Origin of the sequence: Clostridium intestinale DSM 6191 (genome assembly GCF_900130055.1) — a bacterium.
Classification (GTDB): domain Bacteria; phylum Bacillota; class Clostridia; order Clostridiales; family Clostridiaceae; genus Clostridium_T; species Clostridium_T intestinale.
Map to the genome: position 1 here is coordinate 83,781 of NZ_FQXU01000007.1, position 17,864 is coordinate 101,644.

Annotated in this window: 16 protein-coding genes; 3 read left to right on the forward strand and 13 right to left on the reverse strand. The window is 30.1% G+C overall.

Annotated elements, in window-relative coordinates; translation table 11 throughout:
• Positions 1 to 215 precede the first annotated feature (215 nt).
• Positions 216 to 617 carry an RrF2 family transcriptional regulator gene (locus tag BUA92_RS11350; protein ID WP_073019621.1) on the reverse strand — a complete coding sequence of 134 codons (402 nt, stop codon included), beginning with the start codon at positions 615 to 617 and terminating at the stop codon, positions 216 to 218.
• A 90-nt stretch (positions 618 to 707) separates the two neighbouring features.
• Positions 708 to 1,088 carry a DUF6979 family protein gene (locus BUA92_RS11355; protein WP_073019622.1) on the reverse strand — a complete coding sequence of 127 codons (381 nt, stop codon included), beginning with the start codon at positions 1,086 to 1,088 and terminating at the stop codon, positions 708 to 710.
• A gap of 161 nt (positions 1,089 to 1,249) precedes the next feature.
• Between BUA92_RS11355 and BUA92_RS11360 the strand changes: the two genes are divergently transcribed.
• On the forward strand, positions 1,250 to 3,019 hold the full coding sequence (locus BUA92_RS11360) for a tetratricopeptide repeat protein (RefSeq protein ID WP_073019623.1): 1,770 nt from the start codon (positions 1,250 to 1,252) through the stop codon (positions 3,017 to 3,019).
• A 66-nt stretch (positions 3,020 to 3,085) separates the two neighbouring features.
• On the opposite strand, the gene BUA92_RS11365 is transcribed toward BUA92_RS11360, so the two are convergent.
• The 4 genes from BUA92_RS11365 to BUA92_RS11380 all read right to left on the reverse strand — a co-directional run bounded on the left by BUA92_RS11365 (position 3,086) and on the right by BUA92_RS11380 (position 8,070).
• Entirely contained in the window at positions 3,086 to 4,408 is a 1,323-nt protein-coding gene (locus BUA92_RS11365) for a family 4 glycosyl hydrolase (RefSeq protein WP_073019624.1), read from the reverse strand.
• A gap of 22 nt (positions 4,409 to 4,430) precedes the next feature.
• A complete protein-coding gene (locus BUA92_RS11370) occupies positions 4,431 to 5,987 on the reverse strand; it encodes a PTS transporter subunit EIIC (RefSeq protein WP_073019625.1) in 1,557 nt (518 codons plus the stop codon).
• 196 nt (positions 5,988 to 6,183) lie between these two features.
• Positions 6,184 to 6,924, reverse strand: a complete 741-nt coding sequence (locus BUA92_RS11375; RefSeq protein WP_073019626.1) for a MurR/RpiR family transcriptional regulator — start codon at positions 6,922 to 6,924, stop codon at positions 6,184 to 6,186.
• Positions 6,925 to 6,933: 9 nt separating this feature from the next.
• Positions 6,934 to 8,070, reverse strand: coding sequence for an NAD(P)-dependent malic enzyme (locus tag BUA92_RS11380; RefSeq protein ID WP_073019627.1), 1,137 nt, complete (start codon positions 8,068 to 8,070; stop codon positions 6,934 to 6,936).
• Between the two features lie 192 nt (positions 8,071 to 8,262).
• Between BUA92_RS11380 and BUA92_RS11385 the strand changes: the two genes are divergently transcribed.
• On the forward strand, positions 8,263 to 9,234 hold the full coding sequence (locus tag BUA92_RS11385) for a serine hydrolase (RefSeq protein ID WP_073019629.1): 972 nt from the start codon (positions 8,263 to 8,265) through the stop codon (positions 9,232 to 9,234).
• Positions 9,235 to 9,330: 96 nt separating this feature from the next.
• Here BUA92_RS11385 and BUA92_RS11390 read toward each other — a convergent pair whose 3' ends face one another.
• The 6 genes from BUA92_RS11390 to BUA92_RS11415 form a co-directional block, all read right to left on the reverse strand.
• Positions 9,331 to 10,065, reverse strand: a complete 735-nt coding sequence (locus BUA92_RS11390) for an alpha/beta hydrolase (protein WP_073019631.1) — start codon at positions 10,063 to 10,065, stop codon at positions 9,331 to 9,333.
• Positions 10,066 to 10,067: 2 nt separating this feature from the next.
• The gene (locus BUA92_RS11395) at positions 10,068 to 10,865 is read right to left on the reverse strand and encodes an ABC transporter ATP-binding protein (RefSeq protein WP_073019633.1); all 798 of its coding nucleotides are present in this window, start codon (positions 10,863 to 10,865) and stop codon (positions 10,068 to 10,070) included.
• A gap of 13 nt (positions 10,866 to 10,878) precedes the next feature.
• The gene (locus BUA92_RS11400; protein ID WP_073019635.1) at positions 10,879 to 11,901 is read right to left on the reverse strand and encodes a FecCD family ABC transporter permease; all 1,023 of its coding nucleotides are present in this window, start codon (positions 11,899 to 11,901) and stop codon (positions 10,879 to 10,881) included.
• Positions 11,898 to 12,899, reverse strand: coding sequence for a FecCD family ABC transporter permease (locus tag BUA92_RS11405; protein WP_073019637.1), 1,002 nt, complete (start codon positions 12,897 to 12,899; stop codon positions 11,898 to 11,900). The genes BUA92_RS11400 and BUA92_RS11405 overlap by 4 nt, the downstream gene beginning before the upstream one ends.
• 19 nt (positions 12,900 to 12,918) lie before the next feature.
• On the reverse strand, positions 12,919 to 13,869 hold the full coding sequence (locus tag BUA92_RS11410) for an iron-hydroxamate ABC transporter substrate-binding protein (protein ID WP_073019640.1): 951 nt from the start codon (positions 13,867 to 13,869) through the stop codon (positions 12,919 to 12,921).
• 91 nt (positions 13,870 to 13,960) lie between these two features.
• Positions 13,961 to 14,779: a helix-turn-helix domain-containing protein gene (locus BUA92_RS11415; RefSeq protein ID WP_073019642.1), complete on the reverse strand. Its 819-nt coding sequence runs from the start codon at positions 14,777 to 14,779 to the stop codon at positions 13,961 to 13,963.
• Between the two features lie 190 nt (positions 14,780 to 14,969).
• Here BUA92_RS11415 and BUA92_RS11420 point away from each other — a divergent pair, with 190 nt between their 5' ends.
• Positions 14,970 to 15,809, forward strand: coding sequence for a metallophosphoesterase (locus BUA92_RS11420; RefSeq protein ID WP_073019644.1), 840 nt, complete (start codon positions 14,970 to 14,972; stop codon positions 15,807 to 15,809).
• Between the two features lie 62 nt (positions 15,810 to 15,871).
• Here BUA92_RS11420 and BUA92_RS11425 read toward each other — a convergent pair whose 3' ends face one another.
• Positions 15,872 to 17,806, reverse strand: coding sequence for a [FeFe] hydrogenase, group A (locus tag BUA92_RS11425; protein WP_073019646.1), 1,935 nt, complete (start codon positions 17,804 to 17,806; stop codon positions 15,872 to 15,874).
• Between the last annotated feature and the right edge of the window lie 58 nt (positions 17,807 to 17,864).

Here is a 17,864-nt window from a genome sequence, read left to right on the forward strand (position 1 = left end):
TGTAATATTTATTTGATTTTTACTATCAACAGCAATACATAGAATAACTAATTAAATATACTTTTTTAGCCATAATATTACTCCTCATATTATTAATTCATATTATTCCTACTTTTAATATATGAATAATATTATTCATCAAAATGGTCAAGTTGTCAAGTAATTCCTAAAACTTTTAAAAAATAAAATGAGTACCCTTTACGGATACTCATTTGTTAAATTAAATCTTTAATTGTTGTATTTTCTAACTTTTCAGATATGTAATCTCTAATATCTCTAAAAACCTTAATTAGATTTTGATTTTGCTCAATTGGTGAATTTTCATAAAAATATTCACTTACTGATTCTACTGGAGCTAAGGCCCCATCCATAAGTCTTATAATTTCAGCTAATGTTATTTCTTCTGGTGCTTTTGAAAGTTTATATCCTCCACTTATTCCTCTAACTGCTCTTACGTACCCAGTACCTTTAAGTAAAGACAATATCTGTTCCAAATATCTTTTAGGTATATCATTTTCTTCTGATATTTCAGACGCATTTACAAGTTTAATATTGTAGTTTCTTCCTAAGTGAATTAATGCCAAACACGCATATTCACCTTTTCTAGATAGCTTCAAATTTATTACCTCTTATCATAAATTATTGTAAACTTAGTTTGTTTACAATAATTATATACTTATTCTTTAGATAGAATCAAGAGCTCTTTATTATATTAGCTTTTCTTCCCTTAAAGAAATAATTACATCCATTTGGAAGTTATACTTTTTTCCATATCCCCCCATAACCTTTATCCATAATAAACTTTCATTTTCACAAAGAACTGGATCCTCATTAATTAATTTTAGTCCTTTAATAGCATACTGCTTATTCATTTTGGACTTTGTATATTTACCCTTTTTTATTCCTTTAATCAAACCTTCTTCACATAACCCTAAAAAAATTCCTTTTGGACATTTTTTAGTTTGATTTACTGTTTTATTGCCAAAGATTTCAACAACTGCTTTTTCCCAAGCATCATCAGGAGAAATTTCAGGATTTTTTTGTATTAAATTTACGGCCTTAATAGCTGTTTGACCATACTTACCCAAATGCAAATACCTCCAATAGTAATATTACTATAATTTTAACAGTAACCTTGTCTAAATAAAAGAATTTATATAAACCTTACATTGCATGTATTATATTTCATATGATATATTAAAGGTAAATTATGCAGGGCTAATCAAAGGCTAAAATAGGGGGCAATATTATGAACATAGTTGAGAATTTTATGAAGCATTACACAGAAGAGTTTGATTTTTATAGAGAAGCATCTAGACTTTGCTCTCAAATATGTGAAACTAATATGGAGCAGATGGGTATCAGGGCTATTGTTACTAATCGTGCAAAAAAAATAGAAAGACTTAGAGATAAACTAGAAAAGAGAAACTTTCATAAAAACTATTCTTCCTTCGAAGATATTAATGAAGATATTGTAGATTTTTCTGGGGTTCGTATCGCGCTTTACTTCCCTGGAGACTTAAATAAAGTTCAACAATTTATAGAATCAAACTTTGAAATTAAGGAATTCAAATCTTTTCCTGAAGATATTGAAAATCCAGATCCTCAAAAACGTGACTATAAAAAGCGTTTCTCTGGTTATTGGGCTACTCACTACAGAGTTTATTTAAAAAGCAAAGATTTAACTGGTGATTTAAAAAAGTATTCCAATGCTCTTATAGAAATTCAAATCGCTTCTGCACTTATGCTTGCTTGGGCTGAAGTTGAACATGATTTAATCTATAAGCCTTTTAGCGGGAAATTATCTTATGAAGAATATCAAATTCTAGATGAACTTAATGGCCTTGTTCTAGCTGGTGAAATTGCTCTTGAACGTCTTCAAAAAGCAGTAAGAACAAGAGTAAGTGAAGCTGGGAAGGAATTTAATAATCATTATGAACTTGCTATGTTTCTCTACAACCAATTAGGATCTGTCAGCGAAGAAACTCAAAGAGAAATTGTTTTAGGACGTGTAGATTTATTATTTAATTGTTTAAAATCTTCTAATTTTAACAAACCAGAATATCTAAAAGAGTTTCTTGTTGGAATTAATTCAAATACCAAAACTCGCTCAATCGTTGATCAGATTATGGACAGAATTAGAGAACTTAACCCTAGTTTGTATGAAAGTTATTTAAATGTTAAACAAAATGAAGAACTAAAATATCAGATGGATACCCTTCAAATGAATCGTGAAAATGGCAATAGTCAAGGAGAAGCTAACACTTTAGCTAATATAGGCTATATATATAGCTCAAAAGAAAACTATGATGAAGCTATCAATTACTTTACTCAAGCTGTTCAGCTTAATAATGAAATTGGTAGTAGGCAGGGGGAAGCTAATCAGCTTCTAAACTTAGGAGCAACTTATAAGCTAAAAGGAGATTTAGAAAAAGCACTTAAATTTTCAAATGAATCTTTAAAAATACATATACAAATTTCTTATAAACAAGGTCAAGCTAATGCTCTTGGAAATATAGGAAACATACTATGTTCATATAATAATTTTAGCGATGCTTTAAAATATTACAACGATGCACTTGAAATATACAAAGAAACAGAATATAAACGTGGTATAGCTGTTCAACTTAATAATATTGCATCTGTATTTAAGAATCAAAATAATGTAAGTGAAGCATTAAACTATTATAACGAAGCTCTATATGTTTGTAGAGATAGTGACTATAAACAAGTTGAAGCAGATACTCTTTATAACATAGGACAACTATATCAAAGCACAAATTATTTAGATACAGCTTTAAATTATTATAATGAAGCACTTAATCTTCAAGAAAGTACTGGAAGCCAAAAGTTAAAGGCCAATATTCTTATAAGTATAGGAGATCTTCTTTATAATAAATCTAATTGTTTAGAAGCCAGCAAATACTATGAAAATGCTCTAAAAATTTATAATCTGATAGAATTTGAATCTGGAGAAGAGGTTGTTCTTGAAAAAATAAATAACTTAAATATAATTTAAATTATTGCTTTTATAGATATATAAAAAGCATTCTAAAAACTTAATTTTTAGAATGCTTTTTTTAATCTAACCTAAATACCAATATTCTCTATTGTGTTCCATTAAATCATCTAAAACAGATTTTGCTTTTTGAGGATCTACAACAGTTCTATTTAAAGTTAAAGCTTGAAGAGCTTTGGTATAATTTTTTTCTAAACATGACTCTACTGTCAAAAGTTCGTAGGCATGTTGTCCTTCCATTAGGCCCTTATAAAATGGCTTTATTTCTCCATACTTATAAGGATTCGCTCCCTCTTTTCCAACAGTTCCAGCAACTTCCACTATGGCGTCTTTACTGAAATTTGTAATAATATCATGGTTTCTGCTCATAAGTATAAACTCATTGTGCAAATCATAAGCTATTGATTCTGCTAATTCAACCATTAAGTCCCCAAAAACACTGTTAGTTATAATTTCTACCTCTTCTATTGATTCTGCTCCAATTGCTTTAGAACATATTTCCCATACTTCCTTTTCTCTAGAATCTTTTGCTTCATCTGCCCTTGTATAATTTGGATCGCTTTCTTTAACTATTTCTTCTGGGAAAAAGTAATATTGTAAATAAGTAGTTGGAATATACTCATCAAAAAAATTCATATATTTATTTACCCTAAGATAGGTATCTAACCAAGACTTAGAACGTTGTTCTGCATTATATGGTTTAAAATCATAGTCTCTTAAATAACTTCTCAGATAGTCAAAATAGTCTTTTCCATCTACATCTTTAAGTTCTGTAAACCACCCAAAATGATTTAGTCCAAAATAAGTTGCTCTTAAATTTTTCTGTTTAACTCCTAGTATCTTAGCATAAGATCTCATAAGTGAATAAGGTTGATCACATAGATTCAATATTCTTTTGTCGTTTGGGAATACTTTATCCAAAGCAAGGGCAACTATTGCCGCTGGATTTGTATAATTAAGTATCCAAGTCTCCTTTGAATGTTTACGCACTTGATTAACCATTTCTATCATGGCATCAATAGATCTCATACCATAGGCAAACCCTCCAGGACCACAAGTTTCTTGTCCCACCAAACCATATTTTAAAGGAATTTTTTCATCTAGGCTTCTCATTTCATTTTTTCCTGCACGCATTTGACAAAATACAAAATCAGTGTCTTCATAAGCTGTATCTGAATCTGTAGTAAAGACTACCTCTGTGTTGCTAGAATAGCTCTTAAGTACTAGTCTTATATAATCTTCCATTTTTGATGTTCTTTCATTATCTATATCATAGAAAATTATCTTCTTAAGTGGAAATCTATCTCTTAATTTAACTAAACTTCCTACTAATGCTGGAGTTCTAGCACTTCCTGCTCCTGTTATTGTTATTATATTACTACTTCTCATATCTGTCCTCCATTAATTTTATCTACATATTTTCTAACTGTTCGTCCACTGCATTTCTAACAAACTCTACTAAAGGCCCATAAACTATATGAATATGTTTAGCTGCTGGTATAAATATTCCTGTACAACCTGATGTCTCTAAAAGCTTATGATCGACTAGATTAACTTCTCCCAAATCTATTCTTAAACGAGTTATACAATTATCTACAGATTTAATATTGGATTTCCCCCCTAATGCTTGTATTACTATTTTTGCTATTTCATCATATCTTTTTTCTCTTATAAGAACGTTATCTACAGATGGGGAATCTTCTCTACCTGGGGTTTTAAGATTAAACTTTAATATTGTCCACTTAAATACAAAGTAGGTTACTACAGATAATATTAAACCTATAATCACAAAGCTTATCCAATTAGTATTTTCATAAAGCAAACCAAAGATTGCGAAATCAAAAATAGTTCCTCTTATATAGCCTATTCCTACGCTTGCAAATGATAGTGCTACTGCTCCTACTCCTATGATGCATGCATAAATCACATATAATAGAGGTGCAATAAATACAAACGAAAATTCAAGTGGCTCAGTTACATTACCTAAAAGTGCCGTTAATATACAAGTAACCATCAAAGATTTAACTAATTTTTTATTTTCTTTATAAGCTGTGTTATACATTGCAAGTCCTATAGCAGGAAAAGCAAATAATGTACATAACATTTGTTGTTGAGCCATAAATCTAGTAAGTTTAGGCATCATACTCCAATATTCACTATTAGGTCCTTGATTAAATAATATCTCATTTAATGTTGGTACTACTCCAACATAAGTTTCTCCATTTATAACATAGGATCCTCCAGCTTCTGTAAATCTAAACAATGCATTCCAAACATGGTGTAATCCAAACGGAATAAACAACCTTTCACCTGCTGCTGTAAAAAATGGTCCTACTGGGCTTAAGAAAACTAAAGATAATTTAGTTAATATAGCTACAAATACTTCCCATATAAATGGTATTGTTAAACCAATTATCATCATTATTCCCATAGTTATAATAGGTACTGATTTTTTACCAGAGAAGAATGCAAATGCAATTGGTAGTTCTAGTTTATAGAATCTATCGGTTGCCCAAGCTGCAATTAATCCTGTTATAATACCTCCCAAAGCGTTTACATTCATTGTTTGTATTCCTAACACCTTTATTTGTCCAAATTGACTCATAACTTCTGGCGCCGCTAACTTTCCGCTTACTACTAACCACACATTCATAGAAATTATTAAAATAATATATCCTATAACTGATGCAAATACAGATATTCCTTTATCCTTTTTAGACATTCCATATGCAACACCCATTGCAAACATTAATGGTATATTATCGAAAACAGCTCCTGCTATTGTCCTTAAATTTACTAAAATCGTGTTAACTACAGGATTTCCTAAGAAAGGAAATCTTGCTATCATGTATGATTGTACAAGTGCTCCTGTTATACCTAATATCATTCCAACAGGAGCCATAACTGCAATTGGTAATAATAAGGTTCTACCAAATTGTTGTATCTTTTGGCTAAAATTTTTAAACATTTCGTCTTCCCCCATTAATTATTTTAAAACATATTAATAAATACTTTTAAATAAAAGAGCGCTCTTCTTTATCCTCATTGTATACGGTTTTAAAATCCATTACAATGTTTCCTGATGATACTCTTTTCCTTTATAAAATCTTAGGTCACTAAAAATGAACTAGGTCATAAAAAAATAGTACCCTTGATTAAAGGTACTATTTTTTATTGAATTCTTTAATTGAATTTACCAGCATTTCAATTACTATAAACATTCCTATTCTAGATATACTGTCATTAAATTTAGTTTCTGTATCACTTGATACACAGTGTAGCGTATAATCACTAATTTTAGATAACTCATTTGTCCCAAATGAGGTTATACCAATTGTTCTACATCCTTTGACTTTTGCAATATTAGCAACTTCTAATATCTTTTGGGTATTACCAGATAAAGAAATTAATATTACTAACTCATCTGGCTCTAAAGTATTTCCCACTAAAGTCAAAAGATTATAATCCTTAACAAATATACATTTAATTCCTAAAGTAAGGAGAAGATGATTTAAATAATATCCTGCTGATTTACTTGTTCCTCGTGCAAAAACATATATTGTCTTTGCATTTATTATTTCTTTCGTAATCTTTCTGTATAGTTCTGGCTCTATGACTACAAAAGTTTTTTCTATGTTCTGCTTTAAGTTATATTGTAAATCTTCTAAAACCTTGTTATCCTCTTCTAAATTCATTGAGGATTTAAGAAAATATTTTAAATCTGAAAAACCATCAAATCCTAACTTTTGAGATAAATTAATTATTACTGTTTTAGAGGTAAAGGTTTCCTTAGCCAAATCACTTATTTTCATTTTCATAACCCTTTGTTGATTTGCATAAATATATGTAAACACTTTTTGTTCACTATTAGTTAATTTATTAAATAACTTGGCCAAACTCTCCATAAAAACTCCTTACTTTTTAAAACTACAAACTATATCGCAAACTAAATCTACAATTTGTTTGTCAAATACGCTTGGAATTATATTTTCATTATTTAAACTGCTCTCATCTATACAATTAGAAATTCCTTTAGCAACAGCTATTTGAATTTCTGTATTAATCTTATTTATTCGTGCTTTTAAGGCTCCTTTAATTATGCCAGGAAAAACTAGTAAGTTATTTATCTGGTTAGGATAATCACTTCTACCCGTTGCCATAACTTTAACATTAAGCTTTTTAGCTATTTCAGGCATTATTTCTGGAGTAGGATTTGCTAAAGCAAATATTATAGGGTCATTTCTCATCGAGAAAATCATTTCCTCTGTTAATATATTACCAGCACTAACTCCTATAAATACATCCCCCTTAATTAAAGCTTCTTTTAGAAAACCTTTTTTATTATCATTAAATTTGATTGCACACCTCTTTTGATACTTATTAGTTGCATTATCACTAGTGATTATACCATATTTATCACAAATTACAATGTTATGAAAACCAGACTCCCATATTAGATTTGCAATGGCTATTCCTGCTGCACCAGCTCCATTTATAACAATTTTCATACTAAAATCTTTTTTGACAACTTTCATAGCATTTAGAAGTGCAGCTAAAACTGCAATTGCTGTTCCATGCTGATCATCATGAAAAACTGGAATGTCACATATATCATTTAGTCTCTCTTCTATTTCAAAACATCTTGGTGCACTAATATCTTCCAAGTTAATAGCACCAAAGCTTCCTTCTATTAATTTTATTGTATTTACCAAAACATCAACATCTTTATTTTGTATACATATTGGGAAGGCATCTACACCAGCAAATTCTTTAAATAAAATACATTTTCCCTCCATAACAGGCATAGCTGCCAAAGAGCCTATATCTCCCAAACCTAATACAGCGCTTCCATCAGTAATTACTCCCACTAAATTTCCTCTTCGTGTATATTTATAAGAGTTATTTTCATCTTTTTCTATCTCTAAGCATGGATAGGATACCCCTGGAGTATACGCTAAGGCTAAATCTTCATTATTATTAATAGTACATCTACTTATAACTTCTATTTTCCCACCCCAATCACTATGTGCTTTTAAACTTTTATCTTTCATTTTATCCCCTCCTCTTAAAGTATAATAGAGTTTTTCCCTATTCTATTCAATACTCTTATGGTATTTAAGACCTAGGTAATTTTGTAATTATGTGATTTCTCACATAATAATGTGACTTTACCCATAATTATACTCAAATAAAATACTATTTATTATAATCTATTTAAAATAGTATTTTAAGGAGTTTTATGGATGGAAAGAAGAGCTTTTATTGGGTTTTCATTAACTGCAATCATTTTTATCTCACTGGGAATTTTTAATTCCTATAGTTATTTTGATGAAAATGTACAAGCCATTGAATCCCTACAAATATCTGAAGAAAATGAAGAAAATTTACTATCTTCTAGAAAAAATGAGAACAATATTAATATACAAGAAGAAATGTCTTACATAAAAAAAGTAAGTGTACAAGAAGAAACTTCGTCATTAGAAAATTTAGAGAACAAAATTAAAGACTATCTAGGAAATGAACTTAATAATGTTGGACTTATATACTATGATTTAACTACTAACAAAAAAATATCTATAAATGGAGATGAACTTTTTACTGCTGCAAGTACATATAAGGTTGGAATGAATATTGTTGCTTATAACATGGTTAAAGAAGGATCTTTATCATTAAATGATAGTATAAAATATTCTAGTGGATACTATGAGGAAGGAACTGGCATACTTCAAAGTCAAATAGATACTACTCTTAACTTTCCCATTTCAATTCAAAAGTTATTAGACTACGCCATAATATATTCAGATAATATCGCTACAAATATGGTTAATGAAAAGCTTGGTGGATTCAATTCAGTTAGACAGGCAGTAAGCTACTTTACTGGAGTTAGTGAACCTACTGTCTCAGGCAACGTAATAACTCCAGAAACAGAATTTAGATTACTAAAAAACTTATATTCAAATAGATTTGATGAATACTATGCTCACTTAATTGAAGTTATGAAAACCACAGAATTTCATGATAGGATTGATAAATATTTACCCTACAACTTAGTAGCTCATAAAATTGGCAGCTATGATTCTTATATAAACGATGTTGGAATTATTTTTACAGATAAACCCTACATATTAGTAATTTATACAAATGAATTAACTAACGCAACTGAAAAAATAGCTACCCTATCCAATATCATATATAATGCTCAACTTCAAAAATAAACCTCCCCAATAGCAAAAGACCATGAATTTAACTTAAGGCTAAATTCATGGTTTTAATTTTTATTATTAATCTGAAAGTTTAAAGTTGCATTTCATTTAAGAAAAAAGCCATTTTATTGCGTTAGGAAATCTCCTAACAAAAGCTTCTTCGGTATGACTTGCACCTTCTTCTTTTATAAACTTTACATTTTGAGGATTTAAAGCCTTGGAGGATATCAGTCTATATCCTTCCTCAACATTTTCTGGCATAAATAATTGTATACTTTTTTTACCGCTTCCTTCTTTACTTCCCACATCCATATATATTCTTTGAGTGGAAACTTCTAAGTTTTCTCTACTCATAAATTCCAAAAACCCCTCATACCATAAAGATGGAGATATACATCCAAATTTATTAAAAACTTCTGGATATATATACGCCCCATATAGAGAAATTAATGCTCCTAAAGAAGCTCCTGCTATTGCTGTATTTTCTATTAAAGTACTATACTTATTATCAATATAAACCTTCAATTCATTAACAAGAAAATCTAAATACTCTTTTCCTTTCCCACCAAAATCATCAAATTTTTCAGCAAGTGGCTTACCATACCATGGTGTATACTCGTCATTTCTTTTATTGCTAGTAACTCCAACAAGTATAATCTCTTTAAGTTCTCCATTTTTAAACATGACTTCAAGCTCTTTTATTGCTTTTTTAGGGCCAAATAAATAATCTCCATCTTGAATGTAAACTACTGGAAACCTCTGCTCTCCATTAGAATAAGATGGTGGTAGGTATATAAATAATTTTCTTTCTTTAAAAAATTCTTCAATTATTTCTCCATTCATATCTATGCTCCTTCTAAATCTATACTATCATACCCAAAGCAAACTGGGGAATTTATTTCCTCATCTATCATAACCCTAGCATCAATATTAAATACATTTTTTAGAATATGCTTGGTTATTATTTCTTTAGGTTCACCTGTAGCAATAATCTCCCCTTTTTTCATAGCAACAATATTATGAGAAAATCTAGATGCATGGTTAATATCATGTAAAACCATAACTATAGTGCATTTCTTTTCTCTATTTAACTCTTCTACGATTTTTAGTACTTCAAGTTGATGGGACATGTCTAAATAAGTTGTAGGTTCATCTAACAATAAAATTTCTGTTTCTTGAGCTAGAGCCATTGCAAGCCACACCTTCTGTCTTTGACCACCTGATAATGCTCCTATTTCACGTTCCTTAAACTCACTAATTTTAGTTATATTAATTGCCCAATCAATAACTTCCCTATCTTTATTCGTTAACTTACTCATCTTTTTACAATGAGGAAATCTCCCATAAGAAACTAATTCCTCAACTTTTAGTTCTGATGGTGCTATAGGATTTTGTGGAAGAAGTGCTAAACTTTTTGCAATCTGCTTTGTGTGCATTTTAGATATATTTTCATTCTTTAAATATACATTCCCTGAACTTGGTTTTATGATACGTCCCATTGTTTTCAGTAACGTTGATTTTCCACAACCATTAGGACCTATTATAGTAGTTATCTTACCTTCCTCTATTTCTAAATCAATATCTTTAAATACCCTAAAATTCTCATAGCAAGATTCTAGATCTTTAACTTTCAATATACTCATATAACACCCTCCATTAAGCTTTTGACTTTATTAATAGATATACAAAATAAGGAATCCCTATTATGGAAATGACAATCCCTACAGGTAATTCAACTGGAGAAAATATTGTTTTACCTATAAAGTCTGAAACAATAAGTAAAAGCATTCCTACCAATCCCGATACAAAAATTACTCTATTATGATGAATTCCAACTAAGGTTTTAGCTATATGAGGTGCCAAAAGCCCAACAAATCCAATGCTTCCAGATACAGATACGCAAGCACTTACTATACCTATAGCTGCTAATAGAAGAACCCCTTTTTCTTTTTCAGTTGAAACTCCTAAACTTTTAACAGAGTCCTCTTCTAATTGAAAAAGATCTAATACAAAAGATTTACTTATAATAATAGGTACAAGAACTAAAAGCCAAGGAATTATGGATACTATGTATTTCCAGTTAGCTCCCCATATACTTCCGTTAATCCACACTGCGGCCATTTCAAAATCTGCTGCATCCATTTTTAAAGATATAAACAACGATAATGCTCCCAAGCCTGAACTTATTGCTATCCCTACTAAAATCAATCTTTGAGTATCTAACCTTCCATTTTTCCATGCAAAAAGATAAATTAATAGTGCAGAGCCTAATCCACCTATAAGTCCAAATAAGGGCATAGATAATATAGAAATCAATCCTGCTCCCTTAAGTTTTCCATTAAATAAGAATATAAATAATACTATTGTTAAACTGGCTCCTGAGTTAATACCTAATATTCCAGGATCAGCAAGTCCATTTTTAGTAATTCCTTGAATTACAGTTCCTGCAATACCTAGCCCAAATCCCACTAGAGCCGCAACTATTATTCTTGGTAACCTAAATTCAAATATTACTAAATCTTTATCTGGAGTTGGATTTATCCTAAATAAAGTTTCTAATATATCTCTCACAGAAATATCATACGTTCCATTAGTAAGACTTACATATACTGCTAATAAAATTAAAATAATACTTACTATTAAAACTGTACTATATCTTCTTAACGAATCCTTGTTCATTTTTTGCCTCCTTTTGTCCTAGCCAAATATAAAAAGAAAGGCACTCCTATAAATGATGTAACAACGCCTATTGGCGTTTCAAAAGGATAATTTATAAATCTACTTATTATGTCTGAAAAAGCTAATAATATAGATCCCATTACACCTGAACAAGGTACTATCCATCTATAATCACTGCCAACAAAAAATCTTACGATATGAGGAATAATAAGCCCCACAAAAGCAATCTTACCAGCTAATGCTACAGATATTCCAGTTAATATAACTACTGTCCCCATTGCTACTATTTTGATCAATTTTGTATTTTGTCCAAGACTTATAGATATTTCTTCTCCTAAAGATAAAATAGTTATTGATTTTGAAATAATTAATGAGGTTATTATTCCTATAATAGCAAAGGGAATTATTATTTTTATTTTATCTGGGGTTATTTGATGAAGCTTAGCATTATACCAAAAGCTTATGTTTTGTGATACCTGAAAGTATGTAGATAAAGCAGCAGAAATACTACTTAAAAAACTTCCTGTTATTGTTCCTATTATAGCTAGCCTAACAGGAGACATTCCATTTGGTGTTAAAGATGCTAGTCCAAATACTAAACCTGCTCCTATTGCAGATCCTACAAAAGAGTAAAAAATCATATTAAGAGATGATGTATCTGGAAAAAATATCATACATATTGTAATTGCAAAAACTGACCCATCTGATACTCCCATAATAGAAGGGGATGCAAGATAATTCCTTGTCATCCCCTGCATTATTGCACCTGATATAGCTAAAAAAGCTCCAATTAGTAGTGCACCTATAACCCTAGGTATTCGAGAGTACATTATGATTTGATGATTTACATTCTCCCCATCAAAGTTTAAAAAAGCATCTCTTATTACATTTATATTAATATCTTTTGCTCCATAAATAACTGATAATACTATAGCCAATATTATTACTATTGGTGATAATAACAAAATTATAATTGGAATCGGCCTATTTTTTGCCATAATGTGCTCTCACTCCTGTTTATTTAGATAACTTTGAAACTGCTGCCTTTAGGAACTCAGTTTTACTCCAAGCAGTTCCTCCTTGTGCTAAAGGATCAACTACATTTACAAATACCTTACCATTTTTTACAGCGTTAAGATTTTTCCAAATAGGATTACTTTCTAATTCTTCTAAAGCTTTAGGTTTGTCCGCATTTTCATCTTCAGAAAATTGAAGGAAAATATAATCTGGGTTAAGTTCTGAAAGCTTTTCTAAAGAAATATTTTCTTGAGCTTTTGCTGCTGCAACTGGTTCTGGTACTTCTAATCCTAAATCACTATAAAGTACTGTATTAAAGAATATGTTTGCTGGATAAATAGCTATGTTGCCTGCTCTTATTCTAGCTGCTAATACCTTTTTTCCTTTTAAACTATTAGCCAACTTTTCCTTTGATTCGCTTGCATCTTTTTTATAGTTAGCTATAATTTCCTTCGCCTTATCTTCTTTTCCACTTAGTTGTCCCATTAAAATAAGATTTGCTTCCCAATCAGTCGCTATATGTGATACTGGTACAGTTGGAGCAATTTTATTAAGTTTTTCTAATGTTTCTTCTGGGAACTTACTTGAACCTAATATTAAATCAGGTTTTAATGATAATATAGTTTCAACATTAGGTTGAGTTTTCTCTCCTATAGCTTTGGAATCTCCAGTGATTGTTTTAAACATATCTGGGAAACTTCCTCCTACAGTCATTGCCCCCATAGGCTTAACCCCAAGTAAAAGTGCATCTTCAAGAGATTCTAAACTTCCTGTTATAACTAATTTCGCATCAGATCCTGGAACTGTATATTCCTTGTCTTTATATGTTAACTTTATCTCTTTATTTTCAGATTCTTTGGGAGTTTCTTGAGCTGCTCCCTTGTTACTACAACCTGTCACCCCCAAAACTGTTAATGTTGCTAAAGTTAATGCTAGTAATTTCTTTTTCATTTTATTTCTCCCCTCTGTAATTGATAATAATTATCATTCTGTGTAAATTATATCAGCAGGCCAGAATATAAAAAATAGATAAATATTAAAATTATAATGGATTATTCTTAAATCTCTTCTTTAATTCACTTGGAGAAATATTCTTATGTTTTTTAAATAATCGGCTAAAATAATATGGATCTGAATATCCAACTTTCTCAGAAACAGCATTAACACTATATTTGTTTGTAGCTAATAATTTTTCTGCAATTTTCATTCTGTGTTCAATCAAATAATTAATCGGTCTAATACCTGTATATTTATTAAAAATATATGAAAATTTATCTTCCTTTAACTTATATCTGTTAGACAGGTCCTCTAAAGTAATACTATGAATATAGTTATTATGTATATAATCAACAGCATCCTCTACTACCCATTGATTTTCTGAATTAAGGACATCCCTGTTACTTACTAGAACTTCATATATAATAGAATAAAAAAGTTTTTTCACCTTAAATTCTGGTATTATTCCCGGAGTTCTATAAGTTTTTAGCATCTCATGTAATAGCTCTTTTATTTGTGAAATATCCCCTATATCAAGAATATAAGTTTTATCTATTGTTTTCGAATCTTCTTGAGTTGGATTATTAAGTTTATAATATATCTCATAATACCCCCAGGGCAAATTCCCAAGAACACATTTATCTAAAACTTCATTTGATCCACAATGCATCACTTTTCCTGCTTTTAATTCATATTCCACTCCTCCTATAGCAAAATTAGCCTTGCCTGTTATTGGAAATACAAAAGAACACCAATCTGTATATATGCCTCTAGCGCAACTTCCTGGTTCCCTTACAAACCAATGAACATCGGTTATAGAAAAAGACACCTCAGTAAATCTTTCAACTAGTTTTTTAAAATCCATTAAATCTACCTCCATTACCTCTAATATATTATAGAGAAAATAGTTCTCATTTTCAATTCACCTATAAAATATAAATTTTATAGTTTCTAAAATCAACAGCTTTAGTATAAAATATATCTATAAAAGTATTATTTCTTAATACTTACTTCTATAATGAAGTTCAAATTTAATAATACTTAGGAGGTAATCGGTGAAATTTGCACAAAATAAATTACTCTTTTCTATAATAATTTTAGTTTTAATAGTACTTCTAGTTATTGTTTACAGTAAAAAAATTGTTATATCTAATATTACTTATAAAAACAGTAAAATTCCTGCATCCTTTGATGGGTATAAAATACTTCAAATCTCTGATTTACACAACGCAGAGTTTGGTAAGAATCAAAAAACTTTAATAGAAAAAACAAAAGAAATTGATCCTGATATAATATTTATTACAGGTGATTTAATAGATTCCTATAATACTAACATAGATATTTCAATGAAATACATTGATGGCATAACAGACATAGCTCCAATATATTTTATTTCAGGTAACCATGAGAGCCGTATTGAGTCTTACAATGAGTTGTGTGATAGACTTACTTCATCTGGAGTTAACATATTAAATAACAAAAATGTTTTTATTCAAAAAGATAGTTCTTCTATTGGTCTGATTGGACTTGATGATCCCGCATTTATTCAAACATCAAATCAAGATGAATTATTTAAAAAATTATTAGTTGACTTATCAAAGGATATAGATTCAGATTTTAAGATGCTGTTATCTCATCGTCCAGAAAAAATAGTAGATTATAAAGATGCAAAAGTGGATTTAGTTTTCTCCGGTCATGCTCATGGTGGACAGTTTAGAATTCCTTTTGTAGGTGGATTACTTGCTCCAAGCCAAGGATTTTTCCCTAAATATACAAGTGGTATTTATAAAGAGGATAATACTTCTATGATTGTGAGTAGAGGGCTTGGAAATAGTATTTTCCCCTTTAGAATTAATAATTCTCCTGAATTAGTGGTAGTAACTTTAGAAAAATAAAAGAAGCTATTATTTCAAATTAACACTTGAAATAATAGCTTAAATTTTAATGATTAGTCATTTTATCTTTTTATTTTTGGGAAATAAGTAGTGTGAAGTAATTCATGAGCTTTTGCACTTAATGGGTGATCTAGATATTTTTCATAAAGTGCTTTTACTTCTGGATTCTCTTTTGATACTCTTAGAGTTTTTTGTCTATCTATATTATTTAATCCTTCAGCTCTTAACTCTAAGCCTTGTTGTCTATTTTTCTTTATCTTAGGCTGACCGCCTCCACCTACGCATCCACCTATACAAGCCATTATTTCTATGGCATGGAAGAATTCTTCACCTGATCTTATCTTATCTAACATCTTAGCGGCTTCTCTAAGTCCATGGGCAACACCAATTCTTAGTTTTATACCCTCAACATCTAACTCACATATTCTAAATCCATCCCAGCCTCTAAGCTTTTCAAACTCTACATTCTCAAGTTTATTTCCAGTTATATTCTCAACAGCAGTTCTTACAGTTGACTCAATAACTCCACCTGTTCTACCGAAGATTATTCCACCACCTGTATATTCTCCCATAACTGAGTCTATTTCTTCATCCTCAAGTTCCTTTAAGTTTATTCCTGAGTTCTCAAATATTCTTATAAGCTCTCTAGTAGTTATAACATAATCAACGTCATAATTACCATCTACAGAAAATTCTGCTCTTGATGCTTCATATTTTTTTGCAATACATGGCATAATTGCAACCGATGTTACTTCTTCTCTTGAAAGACCCTTTTCTTTTGCCCAAACCTCTTTTGCAATTGTAGCAAACATCTGCATTGGAGATTTAGCCGATGATGGTACTTCAAGCATATCTGCATAGTTTTCCTCTATAAATTTAATCCATGAAGGGCAACATGAAGTAAGTATAGGAAGTTTGACATTAGTATCCCCAGCTAAATGTCCTTCTAATCTTTCTTGGAACTCAGCAGCTTCTTCCATTATTGTTAAGTCAGCTCCCCAAGTTGTATCAAATACATAATCAACACCAAGTTTTCTTAAACCTGCTGCTAGTTTCTTTTCAACATTTTCTCCTGACTCAAAATCAAATGCTTCTCCTATCGCAACTCTAATAGCTGGAGCCATTTGTGTAATCACTACCTTATTTGGTGTAGCTAAATCTCTTATAAACTTTAATGTGTTGTCTCCTGTTTTTATAGCATCTACAGGGCAAGCTGATACACAAGCTCCACAGTGTGTACATCTATTATAGTCTATGTAATGTTGCTTTCTTACCTCTCCATTTATACAATCAACTGGACATGCTCTTTTACATGCTCCACACCCAATACATTTTGAAGTTATTGTTAGTTTTATTAAATGGTTACATTGAGCTGTATAACATTTGTTTTCTTCTATATGCTCTTCTATTTCATGGTAGAAAGTAGTAATTATATCTTCCATTGAATTATGTTTTTGTTTCATTTTGCCTTTTACTATTTGTGCTAAGTTTCTTAGATGATAAACGTCTCTCATATTAGATACGCCTTTACTTATTCTATCTAAAGTCTTAAGCATATTAGTTATTTCATCTACTACTATCTCATAGTTTTTATAGGATCCTTCTTTCACCTTAGCTAACAAATATTCAATATAGAACATTTGATATTGAATTATACAATCTTCTTCTGATAAAACTATTATAGTCTTATCAATATTCTCATAAAATAAATCAAAATCAAATTCTTTATCTAAACTTGATTCTGTTAAAAATCCTCCAAAAGGAAGTCCAATTTGGGCAGCTTTAAAATTGCTTTTGTTTATTATTCCACCACATAATTCTATTATATCTTGAAGAGTAGCTCCTTCTGGAATATCTATAATTCCTGGGTTATTTATTTTTCCACAGATAGCTATCTTTCTATTTTTTCCTCTTAATTCTTTTAACTGATCTTCACTAAAAACTGTAAAAACTGAACCTAGGGCGCTTTGTATTAATTCTGTTCTATTGTTTGCCATAAAATCACTCCTTAATCTTCTTGAGCTATCTTAAACTTAACTTATAAACATTTGAATA

Bases quoted from the DNA above. Each gene is read 5' to 3' on its own strand.
- BUA92_RS11385 (WP_073019629.1), top strand. From the start codon at position 8,263: ATGGAAAGAAGAGCTTTTATTGGGTTTTCATTAACTGCAATCATTTTT.
- BUA92_RS11415 (WP_073019642.1), bottom strand. From the start codon at position 14,779: ATGGATTTTAAAAAACTAGTTGAAAGATTTACTGAGGTGTCTTTTTCT.
- BUA92_RS11375 (WP_073019626.1), bottom strand. From the start codon at position 6,924: ATGGAGAGTTTGGCCAAGTTATTTAATAAATTAACTAATAGTGAACAA.
- BUA92_RS11425 (WP_073019646.1), bottom strand. From the start codon at position 17,806: ATGGCAAACAATAGAACAGAATTAATACAAAGCGCCCTAGGTTCAGTT.
- BUA92_RS11365 (WP_073019624.1), bottom strand. From the start codon at position 4,408: ATGAGAAGTAGTAATATAATAACAATAACAGGAGCAGGAAGTGCTAGA.
- BUA92_RS11395 (WP_073019633.1), bottom strand. From the start codon at position 10,865: ATGAGTATATTGAAAGTTAAAGATCTAGAATCTTGCTATGAGAATTTT.
- BUA92_RS11360 (WP_073019623.1), top strand. From the start codon at position 1,250: ATGAACATAGTTGAGAATTTTATGAAGCATTACACAGAAGAGTTTGAT.
- BUA92_RS11410 (WP_073019640.1), bottom strand. From the start codon at position 13,869: ATGAAAAAGAAATTACTAGCATTAACTTTAGCAACATTAACAGTTTTG.
- BUA92_RS11370 (WP_073019625.1), bottom strand. From the start codon at position 5,987: ATGTTTAAAAATTTTAGCCAAAAGATACAACAATTTGGTAGAACCTTA.
- BUA92_RS11390 (WP_073019631.1), bottom strand. From the start codon at position 10,065: ATGAATGGAGAAATAATTGAAGAATTTTTTAAAGAAAGAAAATTATTT.
- BUA92_RS11405 (WP_073019637.1), bottom strand. From the start codon at position 12,899: ATGGCAAAAAATAGGCCGATTCCAATTATAATTTTGTTATTATCACCA.
- BUA92_RS11380 (WP_073019627.1), bottom strand. From the start codon at position 8,070: ATGAAAGATAAAAGTTTAAAAGCACATAGTGATTGGGGTGGGAAAATA.
- BUA92_RS11400 (WP_073019635.1), bottom strand. From the start codon at position 11,901: ATGAACAAGGATTCGTTAAGAAGATATAGTACAGTTTTAATAGTAAGT.